The organism is Microbacterium jepli, assembly GCF_047237905.1.
GTDB lineage: Bacteria > Actinomycetota > Actinomycetes > Actinomycetales > Microbacteriaceae > Microbacterium.
In genome coordinates this window covers 2816300-2831398 of record NZ_JBDFLW010000005.1, presented here as the reverse complement: position 1 = coordinate 2831398, position 15099 = coordinate 2816300, and the positions used below count along the sequence as shown (strand labels likewise).

Here is a 15099-nt window from a genome sequence, read left to right as displayed (position 1 = left end):
CCGAGCCCTCCGGTGGCGTACGCCGACGCTAGAAAGTCTGTTGGCTCAAGGCTCCGAGACGTACCCGCGCCAGAAAGTGTGGGCAAAATGTGGGCAAATCCGCCATTCCGAGCACCAGGCACATCGCACTTCCGCGGAAACACGCGGCAAAACAGACCATGAAAGTGGACGCGACGGCGGGAGTCGAACCCGCCACGCTGCCGGGTATGAACCGGAGCCCGGGACCGCCCGGATCGCCGCGATGGCACCCTCACGCTAACCGCCGACCGTCGTCGGGCCGTGCTGGATGACGCCGCAAGTCCTCCCGTTGCGTTCTGCGACAGCCGGCCATCCGCCACGCGACCCGGAGCGTTCGGTGGCTGTTCCCGCTGCCGCGCCACCAGCCGGAGGAACCGGGTGAACGACGGCCGAACGCTCGACTAACGTTGTCCCATGGCAACGGTGACACGGCGTGGCATCCTCGCTGTGGCCCTCGGCATCGGAGTGCTGATCGCCGGCGCCATCGTCGCGCTCGTGCTCGGCGAGGCGCTCGACATCACGCCGTTCCCCGCCCGACCCGACGGCACCCACGACCGCGACGTCCCGCTCGCCTGGCTCGCCCGCGCGCTGCTCGCGCTGACCCTGGCGTGGATCGTCATCGGCATGTTCGCCGCCCGCACCAGCCTCGTCCGCCGGCCCGGTGCGGCGGCGGCGCGCGCGTCGTGGATCGGCGCGACCCGGCCATGGCGGGCGAGGGAGTCGACGCTCGGGATGCTGCCGCTCGACCGGTGGCTGCTGCTCCTCATCCCGGGGGCCCTGCTCGTGGCCACCCGTGCCGTGCAGACCTCGTTCTCCGCGCCGCTGCACCTGCTCGTCGTGCTGGTGGGATGGATCGCCTTCGCCGTCGTGCTGCGGATCGTGCTGGGCAGTCGCTCCCCGTGGCCGGTGCTCGCGGCCGTCGCCGGTGTGGTGGTGCTGCGCTGCGCGCTGACCCTGCTCGTGCTCTCGTTCGCGGGGCCGGGCGGGTCGGAGGGCGCGTTCTGGTCGGACCCGGTGCTCCGCGGGCTGTACATCGCACTCGCCGTGGCCCTCTACGTGTGGATGCTGGTCGCCGCCGTCTGGGCGTTCACGAGCAGTCCGCGGCGTCGCCGCGTCGACATCGGCTGAGCGCCTGGCCGACAGCGGGTGCCGGTCCGCGCAGCCGCGGCATCCGGTGTCCCGGGCTCGTGTCGGGGGTGCCGCGTAGAATGGTGCCGACATGACCGATGCACCTGTGCCCCTCATCGTGGCCGGTGATCGCGGCCCGCAGGCCGGCGCGCCGAGCGGCGCCCGTCCCGACGAAGACCTCCTCGAGGGCCTCAACCAGCCGCAGCGCGACGCCGTCGTCTACCGTGGCCCGGCGCTGCTCATCGTGGCGGGCGCGGGGTCGGGCAAGACGCGGGTGCTCACCCACCGCATCGCGAGCCTGCTCCGCACGAGGGACGCCTGGCCCAGCCAGATCCTTGCGATCACCTTCACGAACAAGGCCGCCGGCGAGATGCGCGAGCGCGTGCAGCAGCTCATCGGCGAGCGCGCGCAGGGAATGTGGATCTCGACGTTCCACTCGGCGTGCGTGCGCATCCTGCGGCGCGAGGCCGAGCAGTTCGGGTTCACGCGCTCGTTCACCATCTACGACTCCGGCGATTCGCGTGCGCTGATCAAGCGGCTCGTCAAGGAGCACCAGGGCGACGCCTACGGGCTCACGCCCGCGGCCGTGCAGGGCAAGATCTCGAAGCACAAGAACGAGCTGGCCGACGCGGAGTCGTATGCGCGGCAGGCCAACATGGAAGACCCCGCCGAGCGCGTCTTCGTCGAGATCTTCGCCGACTACCAGCGGTCGCTGCAGCGGGCGAACGCCTTCGACTTCGACGACCTGATCGCCCAGGTTGTCTACCTGTTCCGTGCCTTTCCGAAGGTCGCCGACGTCTACCGCAAGCGATTCCGCCACATCCTCGTCGACGAGTACCAGGACACCAACCACGCGCAGTACGCGCTGATCCACGAGCTCACGCGGCCTCCGGGCTCCGACGCCGAGCCGTTCGCCGCCTCGGGCGGGATGATGATCTTCGAACCCGAGCCGACGGGCGAGGATGCCGCATCCCTCACCGTCGTCGGAGACTCCGACCAGTCGATCTACGCCTTCCGCGGGGCCGACATCCGCAACATCACCGAGTTCGAGCGCGACTACCCCGGCGCGAAGGTCGTGCTGCTCGAGCAGAACTACCGCTCGACGCAGAACATCCTGAGCGCGGCCAACGCGGTCATCAGCAACAACTTCGACCGTAAAGACAAGAAGCTCTGGACTGACGTGGGCGCCGGCGCGAAGATCATCGGCTTCACCGGCTACTCGCAGCACGACGAGGCGCAGTTCGTCGCCGATGAGATCGAGTCGCTGCACAAGGGGGGTCTCGACTACTCCGCGATCGCGGTGTTCTACCGCACCAACTCGCAGTCCCGCGCGCTGGAGGAGATCTTCATCCGCTCGGCGGTGCCGTACAAGATCATGGGCGGCACGAAGTTCTACGATCGCGCCGAGATCAAGGACGCGATGGCGTACGTCACCGCCGTGGTGAACCCCGCCGACGAGATGGCCGTCCGCCGCATTCTGAACAAGCCCCGCCGCGGCATCGGCGACGTGACCGAGACTTCGATCGCCCGCTACGCCGCCGACGAGGGCATCACCTTCCGCGACGGACTCGCCAACGCCTCGGCGCTCGGCGTCGGGCCCAAGATCCAGGCCGCCATCACGCAGCTCGACGCGGTGCTGGCCGAGGCGGCGGAGATCATGATCCCGTCGTCTGGCGAGCTGCCGCCGCCGACCTCCGTCGCCGAGGGCGTCACCCTGCTGCTGCAGAAGAGCGGCTACCTCGATGCGCTGCGGGCCAGCAAGGACCCGCAGGACGAAGCGCGGCTCGAGAACCTCGACGAGCTCGTCGCCGTGACACGCGAGTTCGCCCGCAGCAACCCCGAGGGAACGGTCATCGACTTTCTCACCGAGGTGGCGCTCGTCGCCGACGCGGACGACCTCGAGGACGCGTCGGGCTCCGTCTCGCTCATGACGCTGCACACCGCGAAGGGCCTCGAGTACGACTCGGTGTTCCTGACGGGCGTCGAGGAGGACCTCATCCCGCACCGCATCTCGGCGGGCGAGCCGGGCGGTCCGCAGGAGGAGCGCCGGCTGTTCTACGTCGGCATCACGCGGGCACGCCAGCGGCTGTTCATGTCGCTCGCGATGACCCGCGCCCAGTTCGGCGAGGTGACCGTGGCGATGCCCAGCCGGTTCCTCCAGGAGATCCCCGCCGACATCATCGACTGGCGGCAGTCGCCCGGCGACGTGAACTCACGCGGCGGCACGCAGTCGCGGGCGCTCAACGCGCGGCGGCCCGGCGGCTCCGGCTCCGGCTTCGGTGGGGGATCCACCTCGCCGCGCCGATTCGGCGACGACCTCGTACCCAAGGGCACATCGCTCGACCGCTTCCCGAACCGGGTGCCGGCCCGCGTGCGCGACAACGGCGCGATGGAGCTGGCCGCGGGCGACCGCATCCGGCACGAGGACTTCGGCGAGGGCCGCGTCGACGCGGTCACGGGCGAGGGCGCCAAGCGCGTCGCGCATGTGCGCTTCGAGAAGGTCGGCGCCAAGAAGCTGCTCGTCAAGATCGCGCCGATCGAGAAGCTCTGACGCGTCGGCTCCCGGCATCCGCTCCGGAGAGCCGGTTAGGGTCGAGAGATGGGCATCTTCTCGCGCTCCAAGCGCACTGACCCGACTCCCGACGACGAGCAGAAGGGCGCGGATGCTGCGGCCTCCGGTGCCGCGGACGCCGATCGTGCCGGATCGACGCGTGCCGGTGCGCTTGCCGACGGGTCGGGCGGTGTGGCCTCCGGCTCGTCCGAGACGGTGACGGACGGGGCCGAGAGCGCACCGACCGCGACCGTCGGGATCTCGCTGTCCACGTACCGCGGTGTGGGAGCGCCGGCGGGCGCGCCCGTCGCTGCCGAGCCCGCGCCGAGCGCTGCGCCGGCGGGCTCGCCCGTGGGCGCCTCGGCGGGCGCGGCGTTCGGGCTCGCGGGTGGCGCGCAGGGCGGCGGCTCCGCAGCTGCGGGAGCCGCAGCATCCGCTCGTCCGCCGGCAGAGGCGCCCCAGGGTGCCGAACGCGCTCCGGGCATGCGCGACAACGGACTGCTGCAGGCCGCGCTCGCGGAGCTCCCCGCCGAGCCCACGTCGCAGCAGATGCTGAACGCGGCGCGGCAGTTCCTGCAGGGCCACGTGTTCCTGCGCGTGGAAGGCGACGCACGGGCGCTCATCGAGGCGGGACAGAACCTCCCGCTGCAGGTGGCGACGCAGGGCGATGCGCAGTGGGCCCTCGCCTACAGCGGCGGCGACGCCCTGCGTGCCAGCGTGCAGGCCGACGGCGCGACGGGCACCTCGGCGCTGGCGCAGCCGGTGACCGCGGTGATCCAGCACGTGCTGCAGGGGCCGTACGCCGGTCTCGTGCTCGACCACGCGTCGGGCACCGCGCGGCTGATGCTGCCGCGCGATCTGCTGGAGCGCGCCGTCAAGGACACGACCCCTGAGCTGCGGATCAAGTCGCTGCTGGCCGCTCCCCGCACCGCTGAGACGGCCGCCCAGGTCGTCGAGGCGATCGCGGCCGGACCCGTCTGGGTCGCCGCGAGTCGCCCCGCCGAGGGTCAGACGCCCGGCATCGCCGAGGCCCGCAGCGCGGACGGCACGCGCTTCCTCGAGCTGTTCTCGCACCCGCTCGAGGTCTTCGCGCTGCGTCCGAACGATCAGCCGGTGCCGGTGAAGACGGCCCAGCTCGCCGCCGCACTGCGCAGCGATGAGGGCATCAGCGGCGTGCTGCTCGACCCTGCGGGTCCGTGGATCCAGCTGTCGCGCGCGGAGCTGGCACCGATCCTCGCCGGCCAGGAGTGAGCCGGGCAGGCCTGATCACTTCGAGCGGGTCGATGCCGGTTCGCCCCGCAGGCTGAGGCGGACGAACCAGAAACCCGCGACGATGCCCATCAGGCCTCCCACCACACCGGCGATCATCAGGGGCGGGTCGTCGTGGACGAACGCTGCACGCACGCAGGCCGTCACCGCGATCCCGCCGCAGATGATGACGGCGAGACCCCAGACGCCGAGGATGACGCGTTTGACCATCGTGTCCGAATCGCCCATGGAGCAGCCCTTCTCGAGAGAGATGGTCAGTCTAGGAACGGGCGATCGTCTCGGCTGCGCGTTGGGTGCCCTCGCCTCCGTTTCCGGCGTGCTGTGCACCGGCTTCATCGCCTGGTGCGTGCACAGCACAGGCAGTATCGCGCTCGCACGCCCCGCGAAAGCTCTGTTGACCCGCGCCGGACCGATTCCGCCTGCGATGTGCACGCAGGCCGCAGCGGGCGACCAGCGCAACGGGGTGACGGGCGTCGCCGGCCGCCCCTAGTGTCGGAGGCATGGCGAGCCCGCACATCATGCTGACCGTGCCCGGAGGATCCTCCGGCGACCGCGAGGTGCGGGTGTCCAGCCCCGACCGTGTGCTGTGGGCGGAGTCCGGGATCACCAAGCGGGAGCTCGCCGAGTACCTAATCGCGGTGTCCGGCCCGTTCCTCGCCGCCAACGGCGATCGGCCCGTGTCGCTGGAGCGCTTCCCCGACGGCGTCGACGGCGAGAGCTTCTTCTCCAAGAACCCGCCCAAGGGGGCGCCCGACTACGTCGAGGCCGTCACCGTCACCTACAACAGCGGGCGCCGGCATCCGCAGCTCGTCCTCACCGAGCCCGCCGCCGTCGTGTGGGCCGCGCAGATGAACACGGTCGTGTTCCACCCGTGGGCCTCGCTGCGCGCGGACACCGACAACCCCGTGGAGCTGCGGATCGACCTCGACCCTCAGCCGGGCACCGGCTTCCGCGAGGCGGCGGCCGTCGCCCCGGCGCTGCGCGACGTGCTGGCCGAGGCGGGACTCGAGGCCTGGATCAAGACCAGCGGCAACCGCGGTCTCCACGTCTTCTGCCCGATCGAGCCGACGCACGAGTTCCTCGACGTGCGTCACGCCGTCATCGCCGCGTCGCGCGAGCTCGAGCGGCGCATGCCCGACCGGGTGACGACGAGCTGGTGGAAGGAGGAGCGCGGTGAGCGCATCTTCCTCGACTTCAACCAGGCGAATCGCGACCGGACGATGGCCGGCGCCTACAGCCCGCGGGCGCTTCCCGCCGCGACGGTGTCGACGCCGATCACTTGGGACGAGGTGGCGGATGCCGATCCCGCGGCCTTCACGGTCCGGTCGGTGCCCGAGCGGCTCGCCACGGTCGGCGACGCGTGGGCCGGCTTCGCCGACCGCCCGGGACGGATCGACACGCTCCTGGAGTGGTGGGAGCGGGACCTCGCCGACGGGCTCGGCGAGCTGAACTTCCCGCCCGACTTCCCGAAGATGCCCGGTGAGCCCCCGCGCGTGCAGCCCAGTCGCATCAACCCGGACAACTGGCCCAGGACGTGTAGCCGATCCCGCTGCGCCGCTACTCCAGAACGTCGCCGACGTCATAGGCGGAGACCGACTCCAGCTGGTCGTAGGTGCACGAGCGCGGGTCGCGGTCGGGACGCCACCGCTCGAACTGCGCGGTGTGGCGGAAGCGCCAGCCCTCGAGCTGGTCGTACCGCACCTCGAGCACCTTCTCGGGTCGCAGCTTGACGAACGACATGTCCTTGTCGGCCCCGGTGAACCGCGACTTCTCGCCGGCGCCGGTGACGGCTTCGCCGTCGTCGTCGCGCTCGACCAGCGGCGCCAGCTCGTCGATAAGCTCGAGTCGCCGGGCGTTGCTGAAGGCCGAGACCGCGCCGATCGGCAGCAGCGTGCCGTCGTCGCCGTACAGGCCGACGAGCAGCGAGCCGAGGCCCTGGCCCGACTTGTGCACGCGGTACGCCCACGCCACGACGTCCGCCGTGCGCGCGTGCTTGATCTTGAACATCGTGCGCTTGTTCGGGGCGTACGGCTGTGTCAGCGGCTTGGCCACGATTCCGTCGAGCCCCGCGCCTTCGAACGTGGTCAGCCACTCGCGCGCGAGGTCGGGGTCGGTCGTCGTGCGGGTGACGTGCACAGGGTGCGGCACGTCGCCGAGCAGGTCCACCAGCTCCGCCCGGCGCACCTCGAACGGCTCGGACTGCAGGTCGCGGTCGCCGCGGGCGAGCAGGTCGAAGGCGATGAACATCGCGGGCGTCTTCTCCGACAGCATGGTCACGCGGGAGGCGGCGGGGTGGATGCGCTGCGTCAGCGAGTCCCAGTCCAGTCGCTGCGAACCGGGCTCGCCCTTCAGCACCGCCACCTCGCCGTCGATCAGGCACGGCTCGGGCAGGAGTCGCGCGAACGCCTCGACCAGCTCGGGGAAGTACCGGGTCAGAGGCTTGGCGCCGCGGCTGCCGATCTCGACGTTCTCGCCGTCCCATGACACGAGCCCGCGGAATCCGTCCCACTTCGGCTCGAAGCTCAGACCGCCGGGGGTCTTGGACGGGTCCGGGATGTCGGGGATGGACTTCGCCAGCATCGGTGAGGGGATGTCGTAGGGCATGGTCACATCCTGTCGTGGGGGTCCGACTCAGCCCACGGTGGGCTTCGACGCCTCGATGAGCTCCTTCTTCTTCGGGCGGGCCCAGCTCGCGGGAAGGTCGTCGCCGTCCCAGACCTGGATGATGCCCCACACCACCGCGGTGAGCGGAACGGCCAGCAGGGTGCCGAGGATGCCGCCGATCGCGGTGCCCGCGGCGAGGGCGACGAGGACGACGAACGAGTGCAGCTTGAGCGACCGGCCCATCAGCACCGGCTGCAGGAAGTTGCCCTCCAGCTGGTTCACCGCCACGACGATCGCCACGACGATCAGGGCGACGACCGGCCCCTGGGCGACGAGCGCCACGAGGGCGGCCAGGATGCCGGCGGTCACGGCGCCGACGATGGGGATGAACGCGAGCAGGAAGACGAGCACGGCGAGGGGGATCGCCAGCGGCACCTGCAGGATGAGCAGTCCGATGAGGATGCCGATCGCGTCGACGGCGGCGACGGACGCCGTGCCACGCACGTAGGAGCCGAGCACCGAGATCGTCTTGTGCCCGACGCGCTGTGCGCGGTCGTACTTGTCGCCCTTGAAGGGACGGAGCACGAACTCCCACATGCGCGGGCCGTCTTTGAGGAAGAAGAACAGGATCACGACGAGCAGCACGAAGCCGGTGAGGAAGGTCGCGATCGCGCTGCCGGCGGCGACGGCGCCGGAGCCGAACTGCGAGCTGGTGAGGAAGTCCTGGAGCGAGCTGATCCACTCATCGATCTGATCCTGCGACGGGGCGAACGGCAGCTGCTGCGCCCAGTCCACGGCCTGCTGGAAGCCCGACGTCGTGCGTGCCGAGAGGTCGTCCCACTGGTCGCGCACCGCGAGCACGATGACCCATGCCAGCCCGCCGAGCACGACGACGACGGCCAGCAGCGTGATCACGGTCGCCAGCAGCGCGGGGAGGCCTCGGCGCCGCATCCACATCACCACGGGCGCGAACGCCGACGCGAAGATGAGCGCCAGGATCAGCGGGATGACGACGACCGACACCTGCCGGATGCCCCAGATGAGGCCCGCGAGGAGCACCACCACGACGATGATCTGGACGGCGCGGATGGCGAGGCGGCCGAACACGTCGCTCCAGGGCGTCGCCACCTTGCGGATGGGATCGGCGGGAACAGGCGCGGGGGCTGAGTTCCGGGGGAACAGGTGCATGATCCGACGGTAGGGGAGCGGAGGCCCCGGAGCGGCGGGGTTGCGGGCGCGTGTCGCACACCGTAGGGCGCGACGACGCCCCGCGGTCGGTCGGTGCCGCTCAGCCGAGCGTGCTCAGGCGAAGGCGCTGAGGCCGGTGATGTCGCGGCCGATCAGCAGCGCCTGCACCGACTCCGTGCCCTCGTACGTGTGGATGGCCTCGATGTCGGCCATGTGCTGCATGACGCCGTACTCGAGCAGGATCCCGTTGCCCCCGAGGAGATCACGAGCGGATGCTGCGATCCTCCGCGCCGTCCGCGTGTTGTGGTACTTCGCGAGCGACGCCTGGGTGGGACGCAGCCGTCCGCCCGCCTCGAGGTCGGCGAGGTGCCGGCAGTACAGCTGCATGCCGGTGAGCTCCTCGAGCATCTGCGCGAGACGCTCCTGCACCATCTGGAACTTCGCGAGCGGCTTGCCGAACTGGATGCGCTGCTGCGCGTACTGCAGTGCCGCTTCGTAGCAGGCCGTCGCGTGACCGAGCGCCGACCACGCCACGCCCGAGCGCGTGGCGTAGAGGACCGTCGAGGCGTCCTTGAACGACCGGGTGCCGGGGAGGACCGCATCGGCGGGGACGCGCACGTCGGTGAGTGTGATGAGCGCCTGGTGGATCGCCCGCAGCGAGGCCTTGCCGCGCATCGGCTCGCCGACGTAGCCGGGGGTGTCCTGCGGGACGAGGAAGCAGCGGACCGTCCCGTCGTCGTCGGCGCCGGGCGACTCCACCCGTGCCCAGACGAATGTCACGCCGCCGGATGCGCCGTTGCCGATCCACTTCTTCGCGCCGTCCAGGACGAAGCCGCCGTCGGGCTCGCGTCGCGCGCGCGTCTCGAGCGACACGGAGTCGGAGCCGTGGTCGGGCTCGGTCAGTGCGAACGACCCGAGCACCTCGCCCCGGGCGAGGGGGAGGAGCCAGGCGGCCTTCTGCTCGTCGCTGCCGAAGAGCGCGAGGGTACGCAGCGCGAGTCCGCCCTGCACGGCCAGCACGGTGCCCATCGAGCCGTCGCCGCGCGAGATCTCCATGTTGACGAGGCCGGCGCCGAGGGGCGTGAGATGCGTCAGGCCCTCGTGCTCGATGCCGTCGGTGAAGAGGTCGAGCTCACCCATGCGCCGCACCACGCTCAGGTCGTACTCGCCGCGGTCCCACCACTCCGCGATGTGCGGCGCGATCTCCGCCGAGAAGGTGCGCGCGCGCACCCACGCGTCGCGCTCCTCGGGGCTGAGGTCGTCGAAGACGCCGTAGTAGTCGGTGTCGAGCGGCGCCGCGATCTCGTAGCGCTCGGTCTGACGGCCGGGGACGGGGGTGAAAGACATGAGGCCTCCAGGGTGACCCACCCAGCGTACCGCGGCACTCAGTGCCACGGTCAGCGGTACGCGGTGTCACGGTGAGGCAAGTAGGCCGTCCGACGCCCAACGACCGGCACGCCGTTCAGCACCGACCGCCCAGCGGCCCGACCCGCGCGTCAGGTGCCGAGGGCGGCGCCGAGGCGGCGGGCGACCTCGGCGGCCGGCATCCCGCGCGGGAAGACGGCGACGGCGACGTCGTCCGCTCCGCCGGGGGATCCGGCCGGGTGCACACCGAACCGGCGCATCGCGTCGTCGAGGGCGCGGCGCAGCACGGTGACCGGCACGCGCTTGGGTCCGCGGATGAGCTGACGCAGCACGTGATTGTGCACGGCCGTCACGAGCGCGGCGAAGCCGACCGCGTCGAGCGGGTCGAGGCCGGGCAGGGCGCCGCGCAGGTATTCGTCGAACAGGCGCTCGTAGCGGAAGACCGTGACGATCTCGCGGTCGCGCAGCGCGGGCACCTGTCGCACGACCGTGTAGCGCCGGCGGGCCAGCTCGGGGTCGGCGGCGAAGTGCCGGTAGACCTGCACGCACGCCTCGCAGACCGCCGCCCAGGGGTCGTCGTGCGCTTCGCCCAGGTAGTCGCGCAGCTGGTCGAGAAGCAGCTCGTGGTCGGCGAAGACGACGTCGTCCTTGCCGCCGAACTGCCGGAAGAAGGTGGAGCGCGAGACGCCGGCGGCGCGGGCGATCTGCTCCACCGAGGTCTGGTCGAAGCCCTGCGCGGCGAAGAGGTCGATCGCCGCGGCCACCACCGCGGAGGGGGGCGGGCTCTCGGTCATGGCCGAAGCCTAATCCGCCGTGCCCGCCCGCCGCGGCCCCGGAGAGGTGTCAAGCCCTTGGCGCAGGCGAGCGGCGCGGCTTGGCTGTGAGCATGGAATCCCTGTGGAGGACCGGCACGTCCCGCATCACCGGCACCCCGTTCGCGCCCGGCTCGCGCTCCGACGTGGTCGTGGTGGGCGCCGGTCTCACCGGGCTCGCGACGGCGCTCATGCTCCAGCGGGCCGGTCGCGCGGTCACCGTCATCGAGGCGGGCGAGGTCGCGCAGCTCGCCACCGGCAGCAACACCGGCAAGCTCTCCCTGCTGCAGGGGTCGGTGCTGTCGACGCTGCGACGCCACCACTACGCCGCGCTCGTGAAGGCCTACGTCGACGCGAACCGCGCGGGCATGGAGTGGCTCACGGGGTTCGCCGAAGAGGCGGGCGTGCCGTTCACCCGTCGCACCGCCTACTCGTACGCGCAGACGGATGCCGCGGCATCCACCGTCGACGACGAGTTCGACACGGCGCGCGAGGCGGGCCTGGACGTTCGGCGGGTCGATCCCGACGCGCTCGACGTGCCGTTTCCCGTCGCCTCGGCCATCGCCCTCACCGATCAGGTGGCACTCGATCCGGCACGGATCGCGGAGGCGCTCGCGGAGCAGTTCGTCGCCGCCGGCGGCACGCTGCACACCGGCCTGCGGGTGACCAAGGTGCACACGCTGCCCGACCCGCGCGTCGACACCGCCGAGGGTGTCGCGTTCGCCGATCACATCGTGCTCGCCACCGGCGCCCCCATCGCCGACCGCGGCCTCTCCTTCGCCAAGACGAGCGGCCTGCGCTCGTACTGCGTCTCGTTCACCACGGATCGCCCGGTGCCGGACGGCATGCTGCTCTCGGTGGACGGTCCGACCCGGTCCATCCGCTCGGTGACGACCGGCGACGGACCGGCTGCCGGCCTCATCGTCGGCGGCAACGGGCACCCCGTCGGCCGCTCCGAGAGCGAGCGGGCGGCCGTCGACGACCTCGTCGACTGGACCCGCCGGTACTTCCCGGAGGCCGTCGAGACGCACCGGTGGTCGGCGCAGGATTACCAGTCGCACGACCTCATCCCCTTCGTGGGCGCGCTGCCCCGCGGCCTCGGACGCATCCGCTTCGCGACCGGCTACGGCAAGTGGGGTCTCTCCAATGCGCCGTGGGCGGCGATCCGGCTGAGCTCGGAGATCCTCGGCGTGCCGTGGCGCGACCGCCCCGCGTGGATGACCGGGATCGGCACGCGGCTCACCGTGCCCGCCGACATCGCCCAGGGTGCGGTCGAGAACGCCCGCGTGGGCGCGGCCGCCGCCGCGGGCTGGGCCGGCGCTCTGACGACGCGGACGCCCGTGCCGAAGCCCGCCGAGGGCGAGGGTGTCGTGGCCGCGCGCGGGGTCGAGCCCGTCGCGATCTCCACCGTCGGCGGCGAGACGCGGGCGGTGAGCGCCGTCTGCCCGCACCTGGGCGGCATCCTCTCGTGGAACGACGCCGAGTGCACCTGGGACTGCCCCCTCCACGCGTCGCGCTTCGCGGCGGACGGCACGCGCCTCGAGGGTCCGGCCGTGCGCGATCTCGAGGCGCGCTAGCCAAGGCCCGACCGCGCGCGGCACACCGGCCGAAAGCCCGCGACCCGCGCACCGCCGTGAGCCTCAGCCCGCCACCGCGTACGGGCGTCAGCCCGCGAAGGCGAAGACGCCGGTGATGAGGAGCGTGACGGCGGTCGTCCACAGAACGATCGCGGCGGCCTGCCAGACGAGCACCGTCTTCACGGGGACGCCCGTCGACACGAGCGCGGCGGAGGTGATCTGCGTCGGCACGAGCAGCGGTCCCAGCAGGCTCACGCCGGGTGTCCCGTAGCGCTCGTACGCGCGCATGACCTTGCGGCGCCGAGCCGACGGCGGCTCCTCCGTTCTCCCGCCGCGGGTGACGACCGCGGTCCGCACCCTCGCACCGAGCAGCACCACGACCAGCACGCAGAGGAAGTTGCCGACGGCGCCGGCGATCGCCGCGACGACGGGGTTCAGGCCGCCGACGATGCCGATGGCGGCGGCACCCTCTCCCTCGACGAAGGGCACGGCCCCGGCGACGGCGACGATCAACGGCTGCACGAGCACGGGCACCTGCGCGACGAGGTCCTGGAAGCCGAGGACGAGGTCGGAGATCGGGTTCGACATGGGGAAGTCCTTCCGTGGGGTGTCAGTCCATCCCAGCCGCCCCGCGCGCGCCGCGGCAGTGTCGCGACGTCACCTCCTGCCGTGAGGATGAGCGGCCCGCGGCATGACAGAAGTCATGGTCGTACCCTGGCCGGGTGAGCAGATCCCCGGCCTCCCCGTCCTCGACGCCTGCTGCGCCGTGGCTCGCCCGCAGCGTCAGCGCGACCTGGTGGTACACCGCGGGCTCGGTGCTCCTCTTCGCGGTCGTCACCGCCTTCGTCTGGGCCGTGCCGACGATCCTCTACCCGCCCGTCTTCTCCCGCCCGGTGACGTCGGTCGTCTTCGGCGCCGGCGCGCTCCTGTGGCTGGCCGGCGGCACGGTGCTGCTCCTGACCTACCGCCGTCGGGCGATGTCGGAGGTGACGGATGCCGCGCCCGCCCCGTCGGCCGCGGTGCTGGTGTGGGCGCTCGTCGCCTCCGGCGCGGGTGCGGTGACCATGGCCGTGGCGGCGGCGTCCCCCCTGCTCGCTGTCTCGACCGTGGCCTTCGCACTGTGCATGGTTCCCCGGATGCCGGGTGTGCGCCTGCGTCTGACCTCGGCGGTGACGATCGTGCTCGTCGTGGTCTGGGTCGTGGAGGGCACGCGCGACACCGCGGCGGCCGCGGCGGGCGTGACGCTCTTCCACCCCTTCTTCTCCGTGCTGCTCCCGCTCGCCACGGTGCTGTCGCTGTGGTGGTGGGACGTCGTGGGCGAACTCGATCGCGCGCGGGGCGTGGAGAGCAGGCTCGCCGCGGTGCAGGAGCGCCTGCGCCTGGCCGGCGACCTGCACGACCTCCAGGGACACCACCTGCAGGTGATCGCGCTGCAGCTCGAACTCGCCGACCGCATGATCGAGCGGGACCCCGCCGCCGCCGCGGAGCAGGTGCGGCTCGCGCGCGCCTCGGTCGACGACGCGCGCCGCGGCACCCGTGAGCTCGCCGGCCGGTTCCGCGGCGTTCCGCTCCCCGACGAGCTGGCGAACGCCGCCGACCTGCTGCGGGCGGCCGGGCTCCGCGTCGACCTCGACGTGGCGGCCGGGGCGGAGGCGGCTCCGGCCGACGTGCTCGGACCGGTCGTGCGCGAGTGCACGACGAACGTGCTCAAGCACGGCGGCGGCCGGTGGGCGCGCCTCGCGCTCGCGCGCGCCGGCACGGGCTGGGAGCTGCGCGTGTCCAACGACGTCGCCTCGACGCCCGCCTCCGGGGCGGGCTCCGGCCTGCCGGGCATGGCGGAGCGGGTCCGTGCGGCCGGCGGCGACCTGCGTCACCAGGTGACGGGGGACGTGTTCGAGCTCGTGGCCTCCGTGCCCCAGGCCGCGGGGGTGCCGGCGTGATCCGCGTGCTCATCGCCGACGACGAGGACATGATCCGCTCGGCGCTCGCGGCCCTGCTGCGGCTGGAGGACGACCTCGAGGTGATCGCGGAATGCCGGGACGGCGAGGAGGCCGTCGCCGAGGCCCTGCGTCTTCGGCCCGACGTGTGCCTGCTCGACCTGGAGATGCCCGGACTCGACGGCGTCGAGGCGGCTGCGCGCATCCGTCGGCAGATCCCCGCCCGCTGCGTCGTCGTCACCCGGCACGCACGCCCCGGGGTGCTGCGGCGTGCGCTCAGCGCCGGCGTCGACGGCTTCCTGCCGAAGTCCCGTCGCGCCGACGACGTGGCCGCGGTCATCCGCGAGGTGGCCGCGGGGCGCCGCTACGTCGATCCGGAGATCGCCGCCGACGCGCTGAGCGACGAGCGCAGTCCGCTGACGGAGCGGGAGCTCGACGTGCTGCGCACGGGGGAGCAGGGGGCCACGATCGCGCAGATCGCAGCATCCCTCCATCTGTCTCCCGGCACGGTGCGCAATCACGTGTCGTCGGTGCTGGGCAAGCTGGGCGTGCAGACCCGCCAGCAGGCCACGATCATGGCCCGCGAACGCGGCTGGATCTGACCCTAGAGCAGGCGGAGCGTCGGGCGGCCACAGCCGCGAGTAGTAGAC

13 protein-coding genes, 1 tRNA gene and 1 pseudogene are annotated in these 15099 nt (G+C 72.0%); 8 read left to right on the top strand and 7 right to left on the bottom strand.

The window, feature by feature from the left end:
- Positions 1 to 165: 165 nt before the first annotated feature.
- Positions 166 to 241, bottom strand: a tRNA-Met gene (locus ABC304_RS17640).
- A gap of 191 nt (positions 242 to 432) precedes the next feature.
- On the opposite strand from ABC304_RS17640, the gene ABC304_RS17635 reads away from it, so the two are divergent.
- From ABC304_RS17635 to ABC304_RS17625, 3 genes are all read left to right on the top strand, one after another.
- The gene (locus ABC304_RS17635; protein ID WP_412932780.1) at positions 433 to 1146 is read left to right on the top strand and encodes a hypothetical protein; all 714 of its coding nucleotides are present in this window, start codon (positions 433 to 435) and stop codon (positions 1144 to 1146) included.
- A gap of 91 nt (positions 1147 to 1237) precedes the next feature.
- Entirely contained in the window at positions 1238 to 3697 is a 2460-nt protein-coding gene (locus ABC304_RS17630; protein WP_412932778.1) for an ATP-dependent helicase, read from the top strand.
- A gap of 48 nt (positions 3698 to 3745) precedes the next feature.
- Positions 3746 to 4948 carry an SseB family protein gene (locus tag ABC304_RS17625; RefSeq protein WP_412932776.1) on the top strand — a complete coding sequence of 401 codons (1203 nt, stop codon included), beginning with the start codon at positions 3746 to 3748 and terminating at the stop codon, positions 4946 to 4948.
- A 15-nt stretch (positions 4949 to 4963) separates the two neighbouring features.
- Here ABC304_RS17625 and ABC304_RS17620 read toward each other — a convergent pair whose 3' ends face one another.
- Positions 4964 to 5194 (bottom strand): hypothetical protein, encoded by a 231-nt coding sequence (locus ABC304_RS17620; RefSeq protein WP_412932775.1) that lies wholly within the window; start codon positions 5192 to 5194, stop codon positions 4964 to 4966.
- Here ABC304_RS17620 and ABC304_RS17615 point away from each other — a divergent pair.
- The gene (locus tag ABC304_RS17615) at positions 5193 to 5456 is read left to right on the top strand and encodes a hypothetical protein (protein ID WP_412932773.1); all 264 of its coding nucleotides are present in this window, start codon (positions 5193 to 5195) and stop codon (positions 5454 to 5456) included. The two genes, ABC304_RS17620 and ABC304_RS17615, sit on opposite strands and share 2 nt — an antisense overlap.
- A 10-nt stretch (positions 5457 to 5466) precedes the next feature.
- Positions 5467 to 6486 (top strand): annotated as a pseudogene (ligD, locus tag ABC304_RS17610) (non-homologous end-joining DNA ligase); the annotation flags it as partial.
- 37 nt (positions 6487 to 6523) lie between these two features.
- Here the strand turns inward: ligD and ABC304_RS17605 are convergent.
- From ABC304_RS17605 to ABC304_RS17590, 4 genes are all read right to left on the bottom strand, one after another.
- Positions 6524 to 7570: an ATP-dependent DNA ligase gene (locus tag ABC304_RS17605; protein ID WP_412932772.1), complete on the bottom strand. Its 1047-nt coding sequence runs from the start codon at positions 7568 to 7570 to the stop codon at positions 6524 to 6526.
- A gap of 27 nt (positions 7571 to 7597) precedes the next feature.
- Entirely contained in the window at positions 7598 to 8758 is a 1161-nt protein-coding gene (locus tag ABC304_RS17600) for an AI-2E family transporter (protein ID WP_412932771.1), read from the bottom strand.
- Between the two features lie 114 nt (positions 8759 to 8872).
- Positions 8873 to 10105 (bottom strand): acyl-CoA dehydrogenase family protein, encoded by a 1233-nt coding sequence (locus ABC304_RS17595; protein WP_412932770.1) that lies wholly within the window; start codon positions 10103 to 10105, stop codon positions 8873 to 8875.
- A gap of 149 nt (positions 10106 to 10254) precedes the next feature.
- A complete protein-coding gene (locus ABC304_RS17590) occupies positions 10255 to 10917 on the bottom strand; it encodes a TetR family transcriptional regulator (protein WP_412932769.1) in 663 nt (220 codons plus the stop codon).
- A 92-nt stretch (positions 10918 to 11009) separates the two neighbouring features.
- On the opposite strand from ABC304_RS17590, the gene ABC304_RS17585 reads away from it, so the two are divergent.
- On the top strand, positions 11010 to 12512 hold the full coding sequence (locus tag ABC304_RS17585; protein WP_412932767.1) for an FAD-dependent oxidoreductase: 1503 nt from the start codon (positions 11010 to 11012) through the stop codon (positions 12510 to 12512).
- An 87-nt stretch (positions 12513 to 12599) separates the two neighbouring features.
- Here ABC304_RS17585 and ABC304_RS17580 read toward each other — a convergent pair whose 3' ends face one another.
- A complete protein-coding gene (locus ABC304_RS17580) occupies positions 12600 to 13100 on the bottom strand; it encodes a small multidrug efflux protein (RefSeq protein WP_412932765.1) in 501 nt (166 codons plus the stop codon).
- Between the two features lie 134 nt (positions 13101 to 13234).
- Here ABC304_RS17580 and ABC304_RS17575 point away from each other — a divergent pair, with 134 nt between their 5' ends.
- Both ABC304_RS17575 and ABC304_RS17570 read left to right on the top strand, forming a co-directional pair.
- Positions 13235 to 14452 carry a sensor histidine kinase gene (locus ABC304_RS17575; RefSeq protein ID WP_412932763.1) on the top strand — a complete coding sequence of 406 codons (1218 nt, stop codon included), beginning with the start codon at positions 13235 to 13237 and terminating at the stop codon, positions 14450 to 14452.
- A complete protein-coding gene (locus ABC304_RS17570) occupies positions 14449 to 15051 on the top strand; it encodes a response regulator (protein ID WP_412932761.1) in 603 nt (200 codons plus the stop codon). Before ABC304_RS17575 ends, ABC304_RS17570 begins: the two co-directional genes overlap by 4 nt.
- Positions 15052 to 15099: the final 48 nt, after the last annotated feature.

What these genes read in the sequence shown, in the direction of transcription:
- ABC304_RS17635 (WP_412932780.1), top strand. Translation starts at nt 433, where the DNA reads ATGGCAACGGTGACACGGCGTGGCATCCTCGCTGTGGCCCTCGGCATC.
- ABC304_RS17630 (WP_412932778.1), top strand. Translation starts at nt 1,238, where the DNA reads ATGACCGATGCACCTGTGCCCCTCATCGTGGCCGGTGATCGCGGCCCG.
- ABC304_RS17625 (WP_412932776.1), top strand. Translation starts at nt 3,746, where the DNA reads ATGGGCATCTTCTCGCGCTCCAAGCGCACTGACCCGACTCCCGACGAC.
- ABC304_RS17615 (WP_412932773.1), top strand. Translation starts at nt 5,193, where the DNA reads ATGGAGCAGCCCTTCTCGAGAGAGATGGTCAGTCTAGGAACGGGCGAT.
- ABC304_RS17620 (WP_412932775.1), bottom strand. Translation starts at nt 5,194, where the DNA reads ATGGGCGATTCGGACACGATGGTCAAACGCGTCATCCTCGGCGTCTGG.
- ABC304_RS17605 (WP_412932772.1), bottom strand. Translation starts at nt 7,570, where the DNA reads ATGCCCTACGACATCCCCTCACCGATGCTGGCGAAGTCCATCCCCGAC.
- ABC304_RS17600 (WP_412932771.1), bottom strand. Translation starts at nt 8,758, where the DNA reads ATGCACCTGTTCCCCCGGAACTCAGCCCCCGCGCCTGTTCCCGCCGAT.
- ABC304_RS17595 (WP_412932770.1), bottom strand. Translation starts at nt 10,105, where the DNA reads ATGTCTTTCACCCCCGTCCCCGGCCGTCAGACCGAGCGCTACGAGATC.
- ABC304_RS17590 (WP_412932769.1), bottom strand. Translation starts at nt 10,917, where the DNA reads ATGACCGAGAGCCCGCCCCCCTCCGCGGTGGTGGCCGCGGCGATCGAC.
- ABC304_RS17585 (WP_412932767.1), top strand. Translation starts at nt 11,010, where the DNA reads ATGGAATCCCTGTGGAGGACCGGCACGTCCCGCATCACCGGCACCCCG.
- ABC304_RS17580 (WP_412932765.1), bottom strand. Translation starts at nt 13,100, where the DNA reads ATGTCGAACCCGATCTCCGACCTCGTCCTCGGCTTCCAGGACCTCGTC.